This window comes from Glycomyces sp. L485 (genome assembly GCF_022548875.1).
GTDB lineage: Bacteria > Actinomycetota > Actinomycetes > Mycobacteriales > Micromonosporaceae > Glycomyces.
Genome location: NZ_JAKZEW010000026.1, coordinates 1 through 19,233, shown reverse-complemented (window position 1 = coordinate 19,233; position 19,233 = coordinate 1). Strand labels below are relative to the sequence as shown.

Here is a 19,233-nt window from a genome sequence, read left to right as displayed (position 1 = left end):
AAATCCTAGCCGCTTTCGGCCGGAGATTGAAGTGTCATTGTCGCTTGCCCTGCCACAGCACGATGTCGGTGCTGCGGCGCTGGAAGGGACCGGCCATGGCGCGCAGCTCGGCGAGCTGGTAGCGGGCTCTGCGCAGCTCGTCCATGACGGCGCCGAGCTCGGCGCGTGCGACGGCGACCTCGCGTTCGAGGTCCATGATGCGTTTGATGCCGGCGAGGTTGACGCCCTCGTCCTGGCTGAGTCGTTGGATCTCGCGCAACTGGGCGACGTCGCGCGCGGAGTAGCGACGGCCGCCGCCGGGCGTGCGGGCGGGCTCGACGAGGCCGAGCCGGTCGTACTGGCGCAGTGTCTGGGGGTGCATTCCGGCCATCTGGGCGGCGGCCGAGATCGCGAGGATCTTCGCGTCGAAGTCGACTTCGTCTTCAGCGGGACCGTGATGCCGGTAGGTGACCTCGACGACGGTCCGCACCTGCGGTCGGGTCATATCGGTCCGGCCGGTCCTGTGGCGGTCGCCGCTCCCGGCGTTCTCGGAGGCGGTCACGGTTCACTCCAATCGCGTTGGAAACTGGGGCATGAGGCCCGCTCGGGCCGGTGTCAACGCTCGTAGCCGCGACATCATTGGCCCGTCAGCTGTTCCAGCTTGGACCGGTCGGCGCCCGGTGCCATGGCGGCGTACTTCTCCAGGGCTTCTCGGGCCTCGGGGCTCAGCGAGGAGGGGACTTCGACGTCGACGGTGACGAGCAGGTCTCCCTTGCCGGGGACGCCGCGGCCTGCGACGCGCAGGACGCGCCCGGTGGGGGTCCCGGCGGGGATCTTCAGGGTGACCGGCCCGTCGAGGGTGGGCACCTTGACCTTCGTGCCGGCGGCGGCCTCGGGGAAGGACACCGGGAGGCGCAGGGTGAGGCTGTCGCCGTCGCGGGCGAACAGCGGGTGGCTGCGCACGGTGACGCGGACGAGCAGGTCGCCGGGGGGTCCGCCCTGCTCGCCGGGGGCGCCGCGCCCGGCGAGGCGGATGGACTGGCCGTCGGCGATGCCGGCGGGGACGCGGACGGTGATGACGCGGTCCTTGGTGGTGGCCCCGGTGCCGCCGCAGTCGGGGCACGGATCGGAGACGAGCGAGCCGGTGCCGTCGCAGTCGGGACACGGCTGCGCGAAGCTGAACGCGCCCTGGTTCTCGGTTACCAGTCCGCTGCCGTTGCAGCGCAGGCAGCGCGACGGGCTGGTGCCGGGCTTGGCGCCGGAGCCGTGGCAGGTCTCGCATTCGCCGGGGGCCCGCATGCGCAGCTCGGTGGTGGTGCCCTTGACGGCGTCGGCGAAGTCGAGGGTGACGTGGGTGCGCAGGTCGTTGCCGCGCTGGGCGCCGCGCCGCCGGGCGGTGCCCGAGGCGCGGCCGAAGAGGTCGCCGAACAAGTCGGTGAAGCCGCCGGCGCCGGTGCTCGCGCCGGCGCCGAACAGGTCGTCGAGGTTGATGTTGGATCCGCCGCCGCCCATGTGGCCGAAGCCGCCGCGACCGGACTTCATCAGTTGGATCTGGTCGTACTCGGCGCGCAGCTTGTCGTCGTGGAGGACCGAGTAGGCCTCGGAGACGCCCTTGAAGCGGTCCTCTGCGTCGGGATCGGGATTGTGGTCGGGGTGGAGTTCGCGCGCGAGTTTGCGGTAGGCGCGCTCGATGTCCTTCTTGGAGGCGTCCTGCGGCACGCCGAGCTCGGCGTAGAAGTCCTTCTCAAGCCATTCCTGCGATGCCACCGGACGCCTCCTTCAATCCTGATCGAATACCGCCGCGAGCGGACTCAAGAGTCCTGCTCGCCCTTTCCAGTGTCCTTTGCGGATGAGGATCCGTCGCTCCCGCCCTCGGCTTCGGCCTCGTCAGGGCCCTCGGCGGCCTGCTCGGGCTCGTCCTCGACGGGCTCGACGGACCCTTCCGGCTCGGGTTCGACCAGCGGTTCCTCGGAGGTTCCGGCCTCATCGGTCTCGGCGGTCTCCGGCTCCACGGGAGCCTCGGGTTCCTCGTCGAGCGGCTCGGCGACGGCCACGAGCGCCGGGCGAAGCAGCCGCTCGCCCAGGCGGTAGCCGTGGCGCATCACGTCGATGCACGTCGGGCCGTCCACATCGCCCATCTGCATGTGGGCGACCGCCTCGTGGATCGTCGGGTCGAAGGGGTCGCCCTTCTCGCCGAACGACTCCAGGCCCTGCTTGGCGAGCGCGCCCGCCAATTGCTCGGCGACCGAGCCGAACGGCCCGTTGAGGTCGCCGTGGTCCCGCGCCCGGTCGAGGTCGTCGAGGATCGGCAGGAGACTGGACAGCACTGCCGCCGTCGCCATCTCCCCGACCCGCGACTTGTCGCGCTCGACGCGCTTGCGGTAGTTCTGGAACTCCGCGTTGAGCCGCTGGAGGTCGCGGGTGCGTTCCTCCAGCGTCGACTGGAGGACTGCGACGGTGTCCTCGGCGGCCTGACCGTCGTCAGGGGCCTCGGCGAGGATGTCGTCGACCGTCAGCTCGTCTTCGGTCTCGGCGGCGTCGTCGCCGCCGGCGTCCGGGGCCGCCTCCTCGGCTTCCCCCGACTCATCGGCTTTGCGCTTGTCCTCGTCGCTCACTTCTTGTCCTGTTCGTCGTCGACGATTTCGGCGTCAACAACGTCATCGGCTCCGCCCGCGGCCTCGGCGCCGGGCGCCGCACCCCCCGCGGCCTGCTGCTCGGCCTGCGCGGCGGCGTACATCGCGGCGCCGGCCTCCTGGCTGACCTTGGAGAGCTCATCGGTGGCCTTCTTGATGGCCTCGATGTCCGACCCGGCCAGCGAGGACTTCAGCGTGGCGGTGGCGTCGTTGATCTTGCCCTTGGTCTCCTCGGGGATCTTGTCTCCCGACTCGGCGAGCAGCTTCTCGGTCTGGTAGACGAGCCCCTCGCCGGTGTTGCGGGCCTCGGCCTCCTCCTTGCGGAGCCGGTCCTCCTCGGCGTGCTCCTGGGCCTCGGCCATCATCCGGTCGATGTCGTCCTTGCCCAGGCTGGAGCCGCCGGTGATCGTCATCGACTGGGCTTTGCCGGTTGCGGTGTCCTTGGCCGAGACGTTCACGATGCCGTTGGCGTCGATGTCGAAGGTGACCTCGATCTGCGGCATGCCGCGCGGCGCGGGGGGCAGGCCGGTGAGTTCGAAGGTGCCGAGCTTCTTGTTGTAGGCCGCGATCTCCCTCTCGCCCTGGAAGACCTGGATGAGCACGGACGGCTGGTTGTCGTCGGCGGTGGTGAACACCTCCGAGCGCTTGGTCGGGATCGTGGTGTTGCGCTCGATGAGCTTGGTGAAGATCCCGCCCTTGGTCTCGATGCCGAGGCTCAGCGGGGTGACGTCGAGGAGCAGCACGTCCTTGACCTCGCCCTTGAGGACGCCGGCCTGGAGGGTCGCGCCGATGGCGACGACCTCGTCGGGGTTGACGCCCTTGTGCGCGTCGCGGCCGATGAGGCGCTTGACCAGCTCCCAGACGGCGGGCATGCGGGTCGAGCCGCCCACGAGAATGACGTGGTCGATCTCGGCGACGTTGATCCCGGCGTCCTTGACGGCCTGCTCGAACGGCTTCTTGCAGCGGTCGAGGAGGTCGGAGGTCATCTGCTCGAACTCGGCGCGGGTGAGGTTGACGTCCAGGTGCAGCGGGCCGTCGGGGCCGGCGGTGATGTACGGCAGGTTGATCGAGGTCTGCGTGGCGCTGGAGAGCTCGATCTTGGCCTTCTCGGCGGCCTCCTTGAGGCGCTGCATGGCCATCTTGTCCTTGGACAGGTCCACGCCGTACTGGCCGTTGAAGGTCTTGACCAGGTGCTGGATGATTCGGTCGTCCCAGTCGTCGCCGCCGAGATGGTTGTCGCCGCTGGTGGCCTTGACCTGGATGACGCCGTCGGCGATCTCCAGCAGCGAGACGTCGAAGGTGCCGCCGCCGAGGTCGAAGACGAGGATGGTCTGCTCCTCCTCGCCCTTGTCGAGGCCGTAGGCGAGCGCGGCGGAGGTGGGCTCGTTGATGATGCGCAGGACGTTGAGCCCGGCGATCTCGCCCGCTTCCTTGGTGGCGGTGCGCTGGGCGTCGGAGAAGTAGGCCGGGACGGTGACGACCGCGTCGGTGACGTTCTCGCCCAGGTAGGCCTCGGCGTCGCGCTTGAGCTTCATGAGGATGCGCGCGCTGATCTCCTGCGCGGTGTACGACTTGCCGTCGATGTCGACCGACCAGTCGGTGCCCATGTGGCGTTTGACCGAGCGGATCGTCCGGTCGGGGTTGGTGACTGCCTGGCGCTTGGCGACCTCTCCGACCAGGACTTCGCCGTTCTTGGCGAAGGCGACGATGGACGGGGTGGTCCTGGCTCCCTCGGCATTGGTGATGACCGTGGCCTCGCCGCCTTCGAGGACGCTGACCACGGAGTTCGTGGTGCCGAGGTCGATGCCGACCGCACGTGCCATGTTGATCTCCCGGATTCGTGGAACAGATGTCTAGGTGTCTCAAGCGGCGCGGGCGGGACCCGAAGCCAAGTTGAGTCAGCTAGGCTCAATGTTCGACCTGGAGATATCGACTGTCAAGTCGAAGACGGCGATTGTGATGAAATACACGAAAGTTGAGTCTGCCTGACTCAACTTTGCCCTCAGACGTGGTCGGCGGGCCGCTGGGCGGCTTCGCAGCACTGCGCGAGGAGGCCGTCGGCCATCTCCCAGGCGTCGCAGGGCCAGGCTTGGCCGCATGAGGCGCAGTCGACGCCGAGGAGCTGCTCGGGAAGGTGGTCGCGCCACATTGCGGCGGCGAGCTCCCATCCGGTGATCTCGGGGATGCCGGGAGGGGCTTCGAGCGGCGGGGGCTTCTCGACAGAGAAGAAGCTGTCGGCCGGCTCGCGCCGGGAGCGCCTGCCGCGAGCGGCCGCCTCGTCCGTGGCCGTCCCGGCCTCGGTTTCGGGGTCGACCTCGTCGGCGATGTGGCGGGAGGAGCGGCGGGGCGAGGCGGCGCGGTCCTGGCGCGGGACCGCGCGGGAGGCCTCCGAGGAGTCGGGAGTGAGCGACACCGATCTCACTGAATGCTGCATGCTCACGCTTATCTCCTCATTCGCCTTCGCTTCCGTGCCCTTCGTACTCCTACACTCCGAATAACGGTCGAAGCGCCCGAGAGGACACGGGTATGAGCCGGATTCGACACTCTAATCGGCTTTTGAACGCCGCGCGCACGTGCGACCACTCGGTCAATCTCAGATCACACACCTCTTTGGCGATCAATGGCGACGCACGATTGCCAAAGGGGCGCAGGCACGTTACGATGCACGTGCAGCATCACCGGACGTTTCACGGAGCATTCTTCGATGCGAAGAAGCGCTTTCCAATTATCGTAACCGAGGCCGCACTGAGTGCATCAGACCACTGTTGACCTGGGATTTCAGGGACGTGAAGGATGCGAAGTCTCGATTAACTTTGCGTTACACCGCCCGTTTTGCCCGAATCTGTCCTCTTCACATGTGGCATGATTGGAACATGCAATCTCCTTCAGAAGAAGTACAGTGGACTGTTGATGGTGGATTGATCAGTCCCTACTTCGAGACCAGGACCACGTTCAGGCGCCGCGCCGGCGACGAGCACCAGCGGGACCACGCATACCTCTACGGCCTCAAGCTTGAAGGGGACGGCGAGGTCGCGATGCGTTTCCGCCCCGAGCATCGGCACCAGCACGCGGAGGCGTCACTGACCATTCGCGTCGATGAGACCAACTGGGTCAAAACCGGGGCCGAATACCTTGGGGGGCAGCACCTCGTCAGCACGGTCACCACAAGGGACCACACCGATTGGTCATTGTCGCCGGTGGACTCCGCGTCCGACGAGATCTGGCTTCGCCTGATACGCAACGGCGGCACCGTGACGGTGGCCCACGCCGACGACGGGGTCGACTACACCACCATCGCCTCGACCTACCTTCCAGGCGGCACACCGGCGCTGGCCGGGATCGCCAGCGCGCGCCCCGTCGCCGAAGGTTTCTGGGACGCCCCACAGGATCTCGACATCGAGGTCTTCTGACGGGCCCGCGCTCAAGGCGACAGCGCTCTGAGCATAGAGGTCGGGTCCGGCTGCGCAGCCGGACCCGACCTGTGTGCTCAGCGATCCCTCCCGAAAGCGCTGAGAGGCGCCCTGCGCGTACGCGCAGGGCGCCTCGTCACTCACTTCTCCGTCACTCGAAGAGGTCGGCGTAGGTCGAGAACGCCGTGGCGACCTCGACCTGGTGCCAGTACCGGTGGTACTCGAACTCCGGCGCCTGCCCGCTGCAGCCGCCGTCGATGTAGGCCTGCACCTGGTCCCAGCCCTCGAACTCGGTCATGAACGACCGGATGTCGATGAAGCTGACGCCCGGCTCGATCACGTCGCCGTTCGGCATCGTGCCCGACCAGCCCGACGGGATGTAGACCTCGTCGCCGAAGCGGCAGTAGTCCCCCCGCTCCTCGGTCCGTGCGACGCCGACGCCGTCGTTGAACGACCACAGCGCGTCCAGCAGGTCGGAGACCGTCTGCTGGAGCTCGGCGTCGCCGGTGGCGGCGGCGTAGTACGCCAGCACCTTCGCGGTCGCACCGGCCACGCCCGGGTCCTGGGACTGGCTGGTCACCGTCGCCGACAGGCCCTGTCCCGGCTCGCCCGACCACTCGAGGTCGCCGGGGAAGCTCCAGTCGGTGCTGGTGATGGTGCTGTTGGCGAGCACCCAGTCGACCCACGAGTCGAGCAGGTCCCCGGCGCGCTGGTCGCCGGTGTGGTAGTGGTACGTCGCCACGTCGTCCATGCCCCACGCCTGGAAGCCGAACCAGTTGTTCGACGGCGGGTCGTTCCAGACCGGCTGCCAGTCGTAGGCCATGCCGTCGAACTCGGCGCTGGAGGTCGGCTGGCCGTAGTTGCCCTGCCAGTTGTTGGTGGCGCCGCCGGCGATCGCGCCGGCGCCGGTCGCACCGTCCGGGACCTGGAGCCATTCCAGGAACTCCAGCTGGGTGTCGAGGCTGGTCGACCAGTCGCCCGCGGCCGTCGGCGAGGCCGGGGCCAGGTCGTCGGTCAGCGCGTAGGCTGCCAGGACGTTCTGGTAGCCCTGGTGGACGCCGGAGCCGCCGATGCGGTAGGACCAGTCGCCGTTGATGCCGGCGCCCCACGAGTAGTACCAGCTCAGCAGGTAGTGGAAGGACTCCTTGCCGCTCGCGCCCGGGCAGGAGTCCGCCCCGACGCAGTCGCCGATCTGCTTGAAGTACTTGTCGGCGAAGGCGTAGCGCAGGTAGTCGCCCATCTTGGAGGCGTTGTCGAGCGAGCCGGAGATGGCGCCCTCCTGGCCCTGCTCGGCGGCCCACTGCTGCGCCAGCCACGCGACCTGGACGGCGCGCGCGTCGGCGTCGGGGGCGTTGGTGTAACGCTCCTGCTGCGAGTACTGCTCGTCGCCGATGAACAGGTCGAGGAAGCCGTTCTCCCCGCCGAAGTCGAACGTCTCGCACGACGGGTGGGTCACGGTCTCCCACGTGGACTCCTGGAGTCCGCGCTGGAAGGTGTTGACGTACGCGGGCTCTGTGGTGCCGTCACCGCATTCGCCGAAGCCGTAGGCGTTGTCGACGTCGAGCAGCCAGTGCATTCCGTAGATCGAGTTGTCTCCGTATGTGGAGCGCAGCTCGTTCGCGAGCGGGTCCTGGCCGACCGGGGTGTCGAAGTCCAGCTGCGTCGGGTACTGGTCCGGGCTGTCGGCCTCGGGCGCGTACGACGCGGGGCTGCTCGGGTCGTAGTTGGTGGGGTTGAGGTCCGGGATCATGTAGGTCTCGGCGGTGTCCCAGGACTGGTTGTAGCCGCTCCAGTCGCCGGTGATCTGGCCGTAGGCGGCTTCCAGCCACATCAGGTAGCTCATGGACTCAGAGGTCGTCTGGTGCCCGTAGTCGGGTGCTTCGACGATGAGCTCTTCGACCGAGTGGTACGGCACCCCGGTCTCGTGCAGGTACGGTGAGTCCGATCCGGTGAGCTGGTCGTACAGCTCCAGGAACCGGTCCTCGTTCTGGGTGACCTCGCCGAGGTCGGCGACGGTGGCGGTGACCTGTACCGGGTCGAAGCCCTCGCCCGCGACGGTGAAGGTCGCCGAGCCTTCGGCGTCGTCGGCGGCGGCGATGGTGACCGGCTGCGCGGTCTCCCAGTCGCCGGGGCCGAAGGAGAGCGAGGCGCCCTCGGCGACGCTCAGGCCGGCGGAGCCGTCGGAGTGCTCGGTGGTGACGGTGACGTCGTTCTCGAGCGCGGCGCTGAAGCCGACGTCGAAGCTGGCGGTGGAGCCGGCGTCGAGGACGACGTTCGCGCGAGAGACGGTGATCTCGGGCTCGGTCGTCTGGCCGTCGCCGTCGCAGGACTCGCCGTTGACGGAGAACGCGGTCGGCACGGTGGCCGAGCCCGAGCCGATGAACCCGAACACCTCGCTGCTCTGTCCGGAGGCTATGGTGCCGTTCCAGCCGACGTCGCTGCCGGTGAAGTGGGACCCGCTCTGGCTCCAGTCGACGTTCCAGGCCGTGGAGACCTGGGAGGACTCGGGGAAGTCCCATTCGAGGTCCCAGCCGTTGATGCCGGCGTCGCCCGCGGTGATGGACACGGCGGCCTGGAAGCCACCGTCCCAGCTGGAGACGACGCGGTAGTCGACGGAACAGTGCTCGGAGGCGAAGGCCTGAGGCGCGGCTATGACGGCGCCTGAGGCGGCCATGGCGACCGGCAGGGCGATCGCTGCGCCGCGACGCCATCGGCGGCGCCTGGGCGGTGCCGGATTGTCGAGTTCCATTGGATACTCCTGAGAGCTGGTCTGAATGTCCGGTTCTGATGGGAGCGCTTGTGTCACTCCAAGGGCCCCATACGACGCGGGTGGAACGAAACGGACCTAAGGAAGGAAGCGCTCCCAAGCCATCCTCGCAGGGCTTCGGTCAAGATGTCAATACATTGACATCCCTGAATTTATTTTGCGCACATTGTCCTTCACCGTCGATGAGCGGCGAATCTGCTGGTCGACAACGGGGCAGCGTCCGACCGTAGCGATATATCTGAGAATCTCGATTCATTCGACTCGATCAACGACGTAACAACTGAGTAACTCCTCCCACACCCGGGCTTGCGTCGTGCGTCACGCTCCCGTACGCTACTGGTATCGCTCCCAAAGCGTCCTTCATCCCCAAGCCGGGCGTGCGCGTCCGTCTCCGACCCGTGTGGTCGACCCCCCGTAAACGACGACTACGAGAACCCCTTACGAATCGGCGCCGCCCCGGCGCCTGGAAGGAACCACAACTCATGCGTATGTTCAACCGACACCGCGGCAAGGCCGCCCTCGCAGCGGTCGCCGCGAGCGCCCTCGCGCTCAGCGCCTGCTCCGGCGACGGCGACGACCAGGAGGCCGCGACCAATGAGGACGGCAAGAAGGTCCTCACGCTCCGCATCTTCCAAGACTTCGGCTACGAAGCACTTGTCGCGGAATACAACGACATGCAGGACGACGTCGAGGTCGTCATGGAGGGCCAGGGCACGAACTTCGACGCGGAGCACCGCCCCGCCGTCGAGACCGCGCTCGAGGCCGGCACCAGCCCCGGCGACGTCATCGGCATGGACGAGCAGGCCATGGCCCAGATGATGGTCCGCTCCGACTGGTGGGCCGACTTGGCCGAGCACGGCTACGACTCGCGCGCCTCCGAGTACCCGGACTGGAAGTGGGAGCTCGGGCACACCGTCGACGGCGGCCTCGCCGGCTTCGGCACCGACGTCGGCGGCATGGGTCTCTGCTACCGCGCCGACCTGTTCGAAGAGGCCGGACTGCCGACCGACCGCGCCGAACTGGCCGCGGCCTGGTCGGACTGGGACGGTTTCACCGACCTCGCCCAGCAGTTCGTCGACTCCGATGTGGATGCCGACTTCGTCGACAGCCCGACCCAGTTGCAGAACATGATCCTCGGCCAGACCGCCGGCCAGGGCGACGGCCAGATGTACGTCGACGCCGACGGCAACCTGACCCTCGAGTCCGCTGCGGTGCAGAACGCGGTCGAGACCATCCTGGAGCTCAACGAGATCGGCGCCATCGGCCAGTGGGCCGCCTGGAGCGAGGAGTGGACGGCCGCGCACGCCGAGGGCGGATTCGCCGTCGCCTCCTGCCCCTCGTGGATGGTCGGCCTTGTCGAGGACTGGGCCGGCGAGGACAACGCCGGCAACTGGGACTTCGCCGCAGCGCCCGGCGTCTCGGGCAACTGGGGCGGCTCCTGGCTGCTCGTCCCGGCCAACACCCCCTACCCGGAGGAGGCCGCCGAGCTGGCCGCTTGGCTCACCGCCCCCGAGCAGCAGGTGAAGGCCTTCGAGGCCGTCGGGGCGTTCCCCTCGACGCTCGAAGGCGCGGCCGAGGCCTCATCGCTGACGAACCCCTACTTCAACGACGCCCCGGTCGGCGAGATCATCGCCGGCTCGGTCGCGGAGTTCCCGGCCCTGGAATACGCCGAGCTGCACCACCCGGTGAAGCAGGCCGTCGAAGGCGTCCTCAACGGACTCCTCGACGGAACCTACTCGTCTGACGAGGTGTGGGACGCGATCCAGACCGAAGCCGAGAACGCCGCCGCACTCGGCGGAATGTAGGGCCTAGGGACCGCCCAGCGCCGCCACGGTCGGAGCCGCCCCACCCCAGGGGCGGCTCCCCTCCCTCCCGTGACGGCGCCGTGTCGGCCCGCCGCGCCCCAACCCGCGGCGGGCCGGCTCCCCCGGCGGCCCGAAGTCTCCGTCGATGGAAGGAATCATGACCACCACAGCGAAACCCCGCTCCCGGATGAGCCTCCGCGACCGGATCCACGTGTTCGACGCCAAAGGCTCCCCCTATCTGCTCGTAGCCCCGTTCTTCCTGCTGTTCGCCGTCTTCGGCCTCTTCCCGATGATCTTCACCCTGTACGCGTCCATGCAGGACTGGAGCGTGCGCCGTCCCGAGCGTTCCTTCATCGGACTGGACAACTACAGCTTCCTGCTGTTCGAGTACGACCGCTTCGGCTGGTCGATCTTCAACACCCTCGGCATGTTCGTCATCGCCACCATCCCGCAGCTGATCGTGGCGCTGATGGTCGCCAACGCCCTCAACAAGCGCCTTCGCGGGCAACTGATGTGGCGCATGCTCGTACTCGCCCCGATCGTCACCTCGGTGATGGCCGTCGGCATCGTCTTCGCCCGCATCTGGGGCCAGGAGTACGGCATGGTCAACGGCTTCCTGGGCCTGTTCGGCGTCGACAACATCAACTGGCATTCCGGCCGGCTCTCCTCCTGGGTCGCCATCGCCAGCATGGTCGACTGGCGATGGATGGGCTACAACGCCCTGATCTACCTGGCCGCCATGCAGGTCATCCCCCGCAACCTCTACGAGGCGGCCGCCCTCGACGGCGCCTCGGCCAGCCAGCAGTTCTGGAAGATCACCATCCCCCAGCTCAAACCGGTCATCATCTTCACCGTCTTCATCTCCTCGGTCGGCGGCATGATGCTCTTCGTCGAACCGATGATGTTCGGATCCGGGCAGCTCAGCGGCGGCACCGCCGGTCAGTTCCAGACCACCTCGATGGTCCTGGTCGACATGCTGCGCACCCACGGCAACTACGGGCTGTCCTCCGCCGCCGGCTGGATCCTGTTCGTGGTCATCGGCCTGGTCGCCGGGCTGAACTTCCTCATCATCAACCGCCTCCAGGGGGACAAGTGAGCACCGCCCTCAAACAGCCCCAAGCGCGCCCGGCCGCCGGTGCGCCCAAGCGCCGCAATCGCGGCAGGCACCTGGTCTCCATCGGCGGGGCGGCCGGGACCCCCAGCCTCCTCACCAAGATCACCCTCGGCGTGGTCATCGCGCTGTCGATCTTCCCGCTGTACTGGATGATCGTCATCGCCTCGCGCACCTCCAGGGACGCGATCTCGTTCCCGCCGGCGCTGCTGCCCGGCGGCAACCTCGGTGAGCACGTCGAGCGGGCTTTGAGCGACCCGCAGGCGAACCTCCTGCTGGGACTGCAGAACTCGTTCATCATCACCGGCACCGTCACCGTCTCGGTCGTGCTCATCTCCACCCTCGCCGGCTTCGCCTTCGCCAAGCTCCAGTTCAAGGGCTCCAGGCTCCTCATGGGCGTGGTGCTGGCGACCATGATGGTGCCCCTCCAGCACCTCGGCCTGGTTCCGCTCTACCTGCTCATGGTGGAACTGGGCTGGCTCGACACCCTCCAGGCCGCGATCCTTCCCTTCCTGGTCAACGGATTCGGCATCTTCCTGATGCGGCAGTACACCATCCAGTCGGTGCCGGACGAGCTCATCGAGGCCGCCCGCATGGACGGGGCCAGCACCATCGGGATCTGGTGGCGGATCGTGCTTCCCGCGCTGCGCCCAGGCATGGTCGTGCTGGGACTGCTCACCTTCATGCTCAACTGGAACGAGTTCCTGTGGCCGTTCATGGTGCTCTCGAACAACAACCCCACGATCCAGTTGGCCATTCGACAGATCTCCATCGGGCTCTACAGCACCGACCTGTCGATGGTGTTCACCGGCACCCTGATCTCCATCATCCCGATCACGGTGATCTTCATCGTCTTCGGGCGCCAGATCGTCAGCGGCATCATGGAAGGTTCGAACAAGTAATGAGCAACGACTTCGAGGTCGCCGCACTCGCGGCGCGGTTTCCATCCGGTTTCGCCTGGGGTGCGGCCACCTCGTCCTACCAGGTCGAGGGCTCGACCACCGCGGATGGACGAGGCCAGTCCATCTGGGACACGTTCGTGTCCGAGCCCGGCCGGGTGGTCGACGGGTCCAACGGCGACAAGGCCATCGACTCCTACCACAACATCGAGGGCGACGTCGCCCTGGTCGGCGAGCTCGGCCTGAACAGCTACCGATTCTCACTGTCGTGGCCGAGGATCTGCCCCGACGGCGACGGCAAGGTCAACCGCGCCGGACTCGACTACTACTCCGCGCTGGTAGACGCGCTGCTGGAGCAGGGCATCACGCCATGGGTGACGCTCTACCACTGGGACCTGCCCCAAGCGCTGGAGAACGGCGGGGGCTGGCCCAAACGCGACACCGCCGAGCGGTTCGGGGAGTTCGCCCAGATCGCGCACCAGGCCCTGGGAGACCGGGTCAAACGATGGATCACCGTCAACGAGCCGTGGTGCGCGGCGTTCCTCGGATACTCCTCGGGCGAGCACGCGCCGGGACGCCGCGAGCCGGCCGCCTCGATCGCCGCCGCCCACCACCTCATGCTCGGCCACGGGCTCGCGGCACGCGCGATCAAGGAGGCCGAACCGGACGCGACGGTGAGCATCGGGCTCAACTTCTACCCCGTCTACGCCGCCTCGGACGCGCCCGTCGACGTGGACGCGGCCCGCCGCATCGACGGCGTCCAGAACCGGTGGTTCACCGACGCCGCGCTCAAGGGCGCCTACCCCGAGGACATCGTCGACGACTTCACGGCCGTCACCGACTTCTCCTTCGTCGAGGTCGGCGATATGGAGGTCATCAACGCGCCCTTGGACTGCCTGTCGGTGAACTACTACAGTCAGTACACTGTCACCGGCCGCGAGGGCGGGGCCGTCTCGGCCTCGGCGGCGCCGACCGGCGCGGGCTCGCCGTGGCCGGCGAACGAACACGTCGGATTCATGACCACCGGGCTCCCGCAGACGGACATGGGCTGGGAGATCGCACCGGAAGGGCTCAGCGAAACATTGCGACGCCTCCACGCGAACTACCCGGACGTGACGCTCGCGGTCACCGAGAACGGCGCGGCCTTCCCCGACAAACTCGTCGAAGACCAGGTAGCCGACTCCGAACGGCTCGACTACGTCCGCGAACACCTGGGAGCGTGCGCCGACGCCGTCGAGGCGGGCGTGCCGCTCATCGGATACTTCGCATGGAGCCTGGCGGACAACTTCGAATGGGCGTGGGGCTACACCAAGCGCTTCGGTCTGGTGTACGTCGACTTCGAAACCGGACAACGGGTCGTGAAGGACTCGGGAAAATGGTACTGCGACCTAGTGCGGACCGCTCGATCGAATGGTGAGGCAAAATAAGATCATGCAACGGAGCCCGAGGTGATGCACGATGACCGACACCCGACCTGACGAACCGAGCGCGGGCGACGCGACCGCGGCCCGGTCGTCCAACGGACAGACCAAGCGCAAGCGCAGCGCCGGACGGCCCACGCTCGACACCGTCGCGCGTCACGCCGGGGTCGGGAGGGGCACGGTCTCACGCGTCATCAACGGCTCCCCGAAGGTCGCCGACGACACCCGGGCGGCGGTGCTCGCCGCGATCAAAGAGCTCGGGTACGTGCCCAACCAGGCGGCGCGGACACTCGTGACGCAGCGGACCGACACGGTCGCGCTGGTCGTGACCGAGTCCCAGGAGTGGCTGTGGGGCGAGCCTTTCTTCGCGGGCATCCTGCGGGGCGCCTCGGACCAGCTCGCCGAGGAGAACATGCGGCTGATGCTGACGTTCGCCCCGAAGGACGGCGACCGGAGCCGCCTGGAGTCGTACCTGATGAGCGGCCACGTCGACGGCGTCATGATGGTCTCAAGCCACTCCGGGGACCCGCTTCCCGAGCGGCTGGAGACCGCCGGCATACCGATCGTGCTGTGCGGTACGCCGGCGGGGCACCATCCCCTGGCGTACGTCGACTGCGATAACCGGTCCGGGGCGCGTCAGGCCGTGGAGTACCTGGCTGGGAAAGGCCACAAGCGGATCGGCATCATCGCCGGGCCGCAGGACATGTCCGTCGGCGTGGACCGCCTCAACGGTTACCGCGACGGGCTGCGAGGGCACCGGCTGCCGGTGGAGGACCGACTGGTGGCGCTGGCCGAGGGATTCGACGAGGCCAGCGGCGTCAAGGCGGCGAGGCACCTGTTCGACGCGGCAGGGGACGTCGACGCGGTGTTCGCGTCGTCTGACCCGCTGGCGATCGCGGCCCTGCGGGTGGCGCGGGACCGGGGAATCTCGGTGCCGGAGGACTTGGCGCTCATCGGCTTCGACGACTCGCCGCTGGCGGAGTTGGCGGAGCCGGCGCTGACGACGGTGCATCAGCCGACCGAGACGATGGGCCGAGAAATGGCGAGGCTGCTGTGCGGCCGCATTCACGGCGAGGAGGACGGCCCGCTGGTGACGATTCTCGGGACGCGAATGGTCTACCGAGAGTCCGCCTGAATAGAGACTGCAGACCGGAATGGCCCTCATTTTTGAGGACCATTCCGGTCGTTTTGTTTTTAGACGCTTGATCGCGTGGTGGGGTTGACATCGCCGCGGTCATCGCTCAACATGCAATGAGCAAGCCTAGATCAGCGTTTTGCATCAGCAAGCCACGCAGGAGTTTACGGCTAGAACAAATCACCTTACGATCCATACCGGATCAACCGAGCAAATCAAATAAGGCAAAATGCAAGCAGCCGCCCGGTGGTCACCGATCACCAAACCTGTTTCCACCGGGCGGCACCGAACACAGGAAGGAAACCTTCTGTGCCGTCTACGACAATACGCTATTCCAGCGTGCCTGAAAACAGCCACTCGTTCGCGCGAGCCTTTCCCCCGGGCTTCGCCCCCGGAGAACCGGACTACGAGCCGGACCATCTGCGCCACAGGCCGGGCGACACTTGGGAGATCGGCGGCAGACCCGCCGACCCCGACGACACGGGCGCGTTCGGGACGCCCGGATGGCGGCCCGACACCCGCATCGGGCGCCACCGCAGGGGCGAACTGCCGGACCCGCTCCCAGCGTCGCCGGAACCGTCGATCGAACCCGACCGGCCCTCGCCAAGACCCCGCCCAAGGTCCTGGCCCGATGAGCCGTACCGGTTCTCGAAGCTCCGCGAAGACGCCTGGGACCGGTTCCTGGTCGACTCAGAACCGCTCGCCAACGCCCACACCACCGGCTCGGCCGCGGAACGCGAATGCGGCCGGACCATCGGGACCCTCATCCGAGTCGTCCGCTGGATCATCAGCGTCCTCAAAGGATCAGATCCTGCTCTCGAACCGGACGACGAAGACCCGGCGAGCCTGCGGAGGGTCCCGCCGAACCCCCGCCCGCAGACTGATCCGTCCTACATCGGTGCCTGGGAGGCGCGGTTCGACGACCTCTACCCGGTGACGGGAGGTGCGTCGCTGTGAGCAGGTTTTCCCCACCGAGGGTCCGTGCCGCGTACGCCAAAGCGCTCGCGCAGGTTCCGATCCCCGCTCAGACCGTGGCCGCTCCCGACCCGTCCGCGCTCACCGTGCTCGGCTCCGCGACGATCGACGGTCGAGCCGTGGAGTTCGGCGTCTGCGCCGACGCCCCGAGGCTGTGGGTGGCGTTCGCCGACGCCGAACCTGCCCTGCTCGGCTTCCTGTCGGGGCTGGTTGTCGGCGAGCCGGACCTGTGGGTCTGCGAGACCACGCATCTGTCCTGGATCAGGGCGGGAACCAACGCGCCGGAGGTCAAACGGGCCGCCGCGAAGGTCTGGTTCGACTGCCAGAAGTTCTGCGAGGGATAGCCGGTGAACAAGCTCGAGCGAGAATCCTTCTTCCGTGACCACGCCAAGGCGAAGCTCACCGGAGACGAGGAGGAGGCGGGCCGCATCCACGCTCTGCTCTACCCCGCACAGATGTTCCGGCATTACCTCTTCGTCTTCTCGCTGTTCGGCGCGTTCGTAGTGGACCGCTTCGGCGACGAACCAGACCGACACGAGCTCCTGCACTTCATGGAAGGCTTCCGAGAGGCGATCCGACGCAACGGGTCTAGGTTGCGCGCACTTCGAGCCGAAGCCCTGACCCGAGTCGTCTACGGCGAAACCCAACTGCTGGTGGAGATCCCACAGGCGGAGCACACCAGCTACATGTGGGCGGTGATGCGGCAACTGGTCGATGAAGGCGAAGCCGAAGAGGCGCTTGACGAACGACTGCGGGACGCGAACCGGATGGCGAAGGAGTGGATCACCGAGATGATCGACTCCCCGGCACTGTCCGACCTGCGCGAGGCGTCCGCCTCCGCAGGAGAGGGCGAGAACACGTGACCCCCGAGCAAATGCACAGGGCCTCGATCAAGGCGCTCGCGCTCGGAGAGCGCGACACTGCGGACGAGCTGCGGAAGCGGTTCAGCGAGTCCGACCATCGGTTGTCAGTCCTGTACATGTACGGCGTCACCTGTGTCGTACTGCGATACCGCTTCGGCGAGGAGGAAGACGGGCTCGATTTCACCGAGCTGCAACGCTTCATAGCCGAGATGCGCCACGACTACCGGAATGCCGAGCCACCACTGGAGTACCTGAACATCGAAGCGGTCATCCGCGCGCCGTATGGGGAGGAATACCTGCTCGACGAGATGAACTGGCGCGAGAAGTACTTCAGCTTCTACCGCGTGCTCCGCCAGTTGGTGGAACGGCGACCCGACATCAAGGAAGACCTCGACCAGATCATCACCCGAACCCAGAAGCTGATCGAGCACTGGATCTGCACCCCAGGCTCAAACCTGTAGATCGCATATCCCATAAGAGCAGAGCCGCCGGGCCGAAGGCCCGGCGGCTCGAACTTCAGATCAGCTAGACGTTTCCGGCACCTTCAGCAATCCACCGTTCAGCAAGCTCCTCGGCTTCTCCGAAGAGCTGTTCCAAGTGCCGACCGAGCACCGTCTGATCCGTGATCTTCCGCATCACGGCCCACATCACGACCGACTGCTCACCGGCCGGGACCTCTTGAAGGAACTGGTCCTCACCGTAGATTGAACGGATCATGCCTTCGACATGAAGCGAGTTGAGCGGAGGATTGGCGGTCTGGAAGTCCTGCCGGACGCCGCTCATGAACCGCTGCAGTTCTTCCGCATGAAGTTCCGTTCCGAAATGCCGGAGCACGATCCGGGTGAACAACGCACCTATGAAGATGAAATGCGCTCCGTGATCGTCCCTGGTAAACTGGTCAGCGATCCGCTGAGCTTCCTGCCCTTCGCCATTCAGCAATGCACGCGCGTGCTGGCGAAACCTCTCATCACGATCCATCGCGCCTCCTTCTTCCTCTCGAGTCTATGGCCCAACCAATGCCGTGCAACAGGGCACCGACTGCGAACAGCGCATTCCCAAAAACGTCTCCCGCTTGGATATTCGGGCTTTCATTATCGGCAGCGGCCGGAGGAAGGCTCGAACTGACCGATGATTCGGTCGATGTTTGCGCCTGGCTGCCGCGGAACGGCTGGTAACCGTCGGTCAGCAGCGATTGAGCCGTCTGCCCAGCCTCTTTGGCTGCGTCCTGGTGGTCACCGATGTTCTTCAAGAAGCTGCGGCCAACTCGCCCGACCTTGCTTCCTCGGTCTTCATCGAGGTCGAGTTCAGGCAGCGGTTCAAGCGGCTTGCCGATATCGTCGCGCAGGCGGTCCGGATCTTCGCCATCGAGACCTCCGGCAATCGGCGGGTTCGGCGGCTCGGTGGGGCCGCCTACTCCTGCGGCCGACGGCGGTTCCTTCTCGTCCTCCTTGGACTGCCCGCCAGCGGGGGTGAGGGCGATTTCAGTCTCGCCTCCTGCTGGTACTCCTCCGCCGGCCCCGCTCTGTAAGCCCCTGAGCGCCTCCGCCTGCGCCTGCGCCGTTTCAACCGCCTGCGCCGCGCTCGCCAATGCCTGCTGGGCCTGCTCCATGCTCTGCTTCACCTGCTCGACGCCGGCGACCTTGTCGTCCGCACCGAGTCCTTGGAACTGGCCCGACAACTCATCCGCGCTGCTCATGCTCGCGGCGAGACCGACATTCGCCTGCTCGACCGCTTCCTTGTTCGCGCTGATCGCGCTCGACAGCTCATCGATGCTTGCCATATGGGGTGACCCTTCTCCATCGCTACGTTCGGGGGGGAACTCGGCCGCATTCGCCTGAAACACAACACGACTGGGTCTCACATTACCGAATTCCTCACACCCTGTCATGGCGCGCTACACGCCTACCGCCTCGCTTCCGGTTGGCTTGTTGACATGGGCGGTTCGGGGCGCGGGCGGCTGGTGGCTGGTGGAACGCCCGGGGAGCCCGGAAATGGCCCTTGGGGCGCTGGCGGGATGTCTCGTGTGGATGGTCGATCTGCGCCAAGGGCGGCAGCGACGAAGAGGTGGAGGGTTTCCCGGGGTGCGCTGCGGGGGTCGGGTGCCCGTGGGGCGGCGTTGGTGGGTGAGTTTTGCTCGTGTTGTGTTGCGCGGCAGGCGGTCCGGGGTCTGAACATGAGGGGTTTCTCCCCCTAGTGGGTGATGATTTCCGCTGGTCAGGCCCGTATCATTGAAGT

At 66.9% G+C, this 19,233-nt stretch carries 17 protein-coding genes and 1 pseudogene; 10 read left to right on the top strand and 8 right to left on the bottom strand.

Annotated features, from left to right (window positions below; all coding sequences use genetic code 11):
• Positions 1 to 34: 34 nt before the first annotated feature.
• The 5 genes and pseudogenes from L0U85_RS13460 to L0U85_RS13440 form a co-directional block, all read right to left on the bottom strand.
• Positions 35 to 541: a helix-turn-helix transcriptional regulator gene (locus L0U85_RS13460; protein WP_241378276.1), complete on the bottom strand. Its 507-nt coding sequence runs from the start codon at positions 539 to 541 to the stop codon at positions 35 to 37.
• A 74-nt stretch (positions 542 to 615) separates the two neighbouring features.
• On the bottom strand, positions 616 to 1,746 hold the full coding sequence (dnaJ, locus tag L0U85_RS13455) for a molecular chaperone DnaJ (protein WP_241378275.1): 1,131 nt from the start codon (positions 1,744 to 1,746) through the stop codon (positions 616 to 618).
• A gap of 269 nt (positions 1,747 to 2,015) precedes the next feature.
• Positions 2,016 to 2,594 (bottom strand): annotated as a pseudogene (grpE, locus tag L0U85_RS13450) (nucleotide exchange factor GrpE); the annotation flags it as partial.
• Positions 2,591 to 4,435: a molecular chaperone DnaK gene (gene dnaK / locus L0U85_RS13445; RefSeq protein ID WP_241378273.1), complete on the bottom strand. Its 1,845-nt coding sequence runs from the start codon at positions 4,433 to 4,435 to the stop codon at positions 2,591 to 2,593. The gene dnaK and the pseudogene grpE, both read right to left, overlap by 4 nt.
• A 179-nt stretch (positions 4,436 to 4,614) precedes the next feature.
• Positions 4,615 to 5,052, bottom strand: coding sequence for a hypothetical protein (locus L0U85_RS13440; RefSeq protein WP_241378272.1), 438 nt, complete (start codon positions 5,050 to 5,052; stop codon positions 4,615 to 4,617).
• A 478-nt stretch (positions 5,053 to 5,530) separates the two neighbouring features.
• Here L0U85_RS13440 and L0U85_RS13435 point away from each other — a divergent pair, with 478 nt between their 5' ends.
• Positions 5,531 to 6,022 carry a DUF1349 domain-containing protein gene (locus L0U85_RS13435; RefSeq protein WP_241378271.1) on the top strand — a complete coding sequence of 164 codons (492 nt, stop codon included), beginning with the start codon at positions 5,531 to 5,533 and terminating at the stop codon, positions 6,020 to 6,022.
• A 151-nt stretch (positions 6,023 to 6,173) separates the two neighbouring features.
• Here L0U85_RS13435 and L0U85_RS13430 read toward each other — a convergent pair whose 3' ends face one another.
• On the bottom strand, positions 6,174 to 8,771 hold the full coding sequence (locus L0U85_RS13430; RefSeq protein WP_241378270.1) for a glycoside hydrolase family 48 protein: 2,598 nt from the start codon (positions 8,769 to 8,771) through the stop codon (positions 6,174 to 6,176).
• A gap of 500 nt (positions 8,772 to 9,271) precedes the next feature.
• On the opposite strand from L0U85_RS13430, the gene L0U85_RS13425 reads away from it, so the two are divergent.
• The 9 genes from L0U85_RS13425 to L0U85_RS13385 all read left to right on the top strand — a co-directional run bounded on the left by L0U85_RS13425 (position 9,272) and on the right by L0U85_RS13385 (position 17,459).
• Entirely contained in the window at positions 9,272 to 10,594 is a 1,323-nt protein-coding gene (locus L0U85_RS13425) for an extracellular solute-binding protein (protein ID WP_241378269.1), read from the top strand.
• Positions 10,595 to 10,751: 157 nt separating this feature from the next.
• A complete protein-coding gene (locus L0U85_RS13420; protein ID WP_241378268.1) occupies positions 10,752 to 11,690 on the top strand; it encodes a sugar ABC transporter permease in 939 nt (312 codons plus the stop codon).
• Positions 11,687 to 12,607 carry a carbohydrate ABC transporter permease gene (locus L0U85_RS13415; protein ID WP_241378267.1) on the top strand — a complete coding sequence of 307 codons (921 nt, stop codon included), beginning with the start codon at positions 11,687 to 11,689 and terminating at the stop codon, positions 12,605 to 12,607. Before L0U85_RS13420 ends, L0U85_RS13415 begins: the two co-directional genes overlap by 4 nt.
• The gene (locus tag L0U85_RS13410) at positions 12,607 to 14,031 is read left to right on the top strand and encodes a GH1 family beta-glucosidase (RefSeq protein WP_241378266.1); all 1,425 of its coding nucleotides are present in this window, start codon (positions 12,607 to 12,609) and stop codon (positions 14,029 to 14,031) included. The genes L0U85_RS13415 and L0U85_RS13410 overlap by 1 nt, the downstream gene beginning before the upstream one ends.
• Before the next feature lie 31 nt (positions 14,032 to 14,062).
• A complete protein-coding gene (locus L0U85_RS13405; protein ID WP_241378265.1) occupies positions 14,063 to 15,160 on the top strand; it encodes a LacI family DNA-binding transcriptional regulator in 1,098 nt (365 codons plus the stop codon).
• A gap of 339 nt (positions 15,161 to 15,499) precedes the next feature.
• On the top strand, positions 15,500 to 16,117 hold the full coding sequence (locus L0U85_RS13400; RefSeq protein ID WP_241378264.1) for a hypothetical protein: 618 nt from the start codon (positions 15,500 to 15,502) through the stop codon (positions 16,115 to 16,117).
• Complete coding sequence (locus L0U85_RS13395) at positions 16,114 to 16,479, top strand: hypothetical protein (protein ID WP_241378263.1); 366 nt, start codon at positions 16,114 to 16,116, stop codon at positions 16,477 to 16,479. Before L0U85_RS13400 ends, L0U85_RS13395 begins: the two co-directional genes overlap by 4 nt.
• Before the next feature lie 3 nt (positions 16,480 to 16,482).
• Positions 16,483 to 16,998: a hypothetical protein gene (locus tag L0U85_RS13390; protein ID WP_241378262.1), complete on the top strand. Its 516-nt coding sequence runs from the start codon at positions 16,483 to 16,485 to the stop codon at positions 16,996 to 16,998.
• On the top strand, positions 16,995 to 17,459 hold the full coding sequence (locus L0U85_RS13385; RefSeq protein WP_241378261.1) for a hypothetical protein: 465 nt from the start codon (positions 16,995 to 16,997) through the stop codon (positions 17,457 to 17,459). Before L0U85_RS13390 ends, L0U85_RS13385 begins: the two co-directional genes overlap by 4 nt.
• 64 nt (positions 17,460 to 17,523) lie before the next feature.
• Here the strand turns inward: L0U85_RS13385 and L0U85_RS13380 are convergent, their stop codons facing one another.
• On the bottom strand, positions 17,524 to 17,976 hold the full coding sequence (locus L0U85_RS13380) for a hypothetical protein (RefSeq protein ID WP_241378260.1): 453 nt from the start codon (positions 17,974 to 17,976) through the stop codon (positions 17,524 to 17,526).
• On the bottom strand, positions 17,966 to 18,778 hold the full coding sequence (locus L0U85_RS13375) for a hypothetical protein (protein WP_241378259.1): 813 nt from the start codon (positions 18,776 to 18,778) through the stop codon (positions 17,966 to 17,968). The genes L0U85_RS13380 and L0U85_RS13375 overlap by 11 nt, the downstream gene beginning before the upstream one ends.
• Positions 18,779 to 19,233: the final 455 nt, after the last annotated feature.

Coding starts and splice junctions, on each gene's coding strand:
- L0U85_RS13410 (WP_241378266.1), top strand. CDS start 12,607: ATGAGCAACGACTTCGAGGTCGCCGCACTCGCGGCGCGGTTTCCATCC.
- L0U85_RS13405 (WP_241378265.1), top strand. CDS start 14,063: ATGACCGACACCCGACCTGACGAACCGAGCGCGGGCGACGCGACCGCG.
- L0U85_RS13420 (WP_241378268.1), top strand. CDS start 10,752: ATGACCACCACAGCGAAACCCCGCTCCCGGATGAGCCTCCGCGACCGG.
- L0U85_RS13380 (WP_241378260.1), bottom strand. CDS start 17,976: ATGGATCGTGATGAGAGGTTTCGCCAGCACGCGCGTGCATTGCTGAAT.
- L0U85_RS13425 (WP_241378269.1), top strand. CDS start 9,272: ATGCGTATGTTCAACCGACACCGCGGCAAGGCCGCCCTCGCAGCGGTC.
- L0U85_RS13430 (WP_241378270.1), bottom strand. CDS start 8,771: ATGGAACTCGACAATCCGGCACCGCCCAGGCGCCGCCGATGGCGTCGC.
- L0U85_RS13375 (WP_241378259.1), bottom strand. CDS start 18,778: ATGGCAAGCATCGATGAGCTGTCGAGCGCGATCAGCGCGAACAAGGAA.
- dnaK (WP_241378273.1), bottom strand. CDS start 4,435: ATGGCACGTGCGGTCGGCATCGACCTCGGCACCACGAACTCCGTGGTC.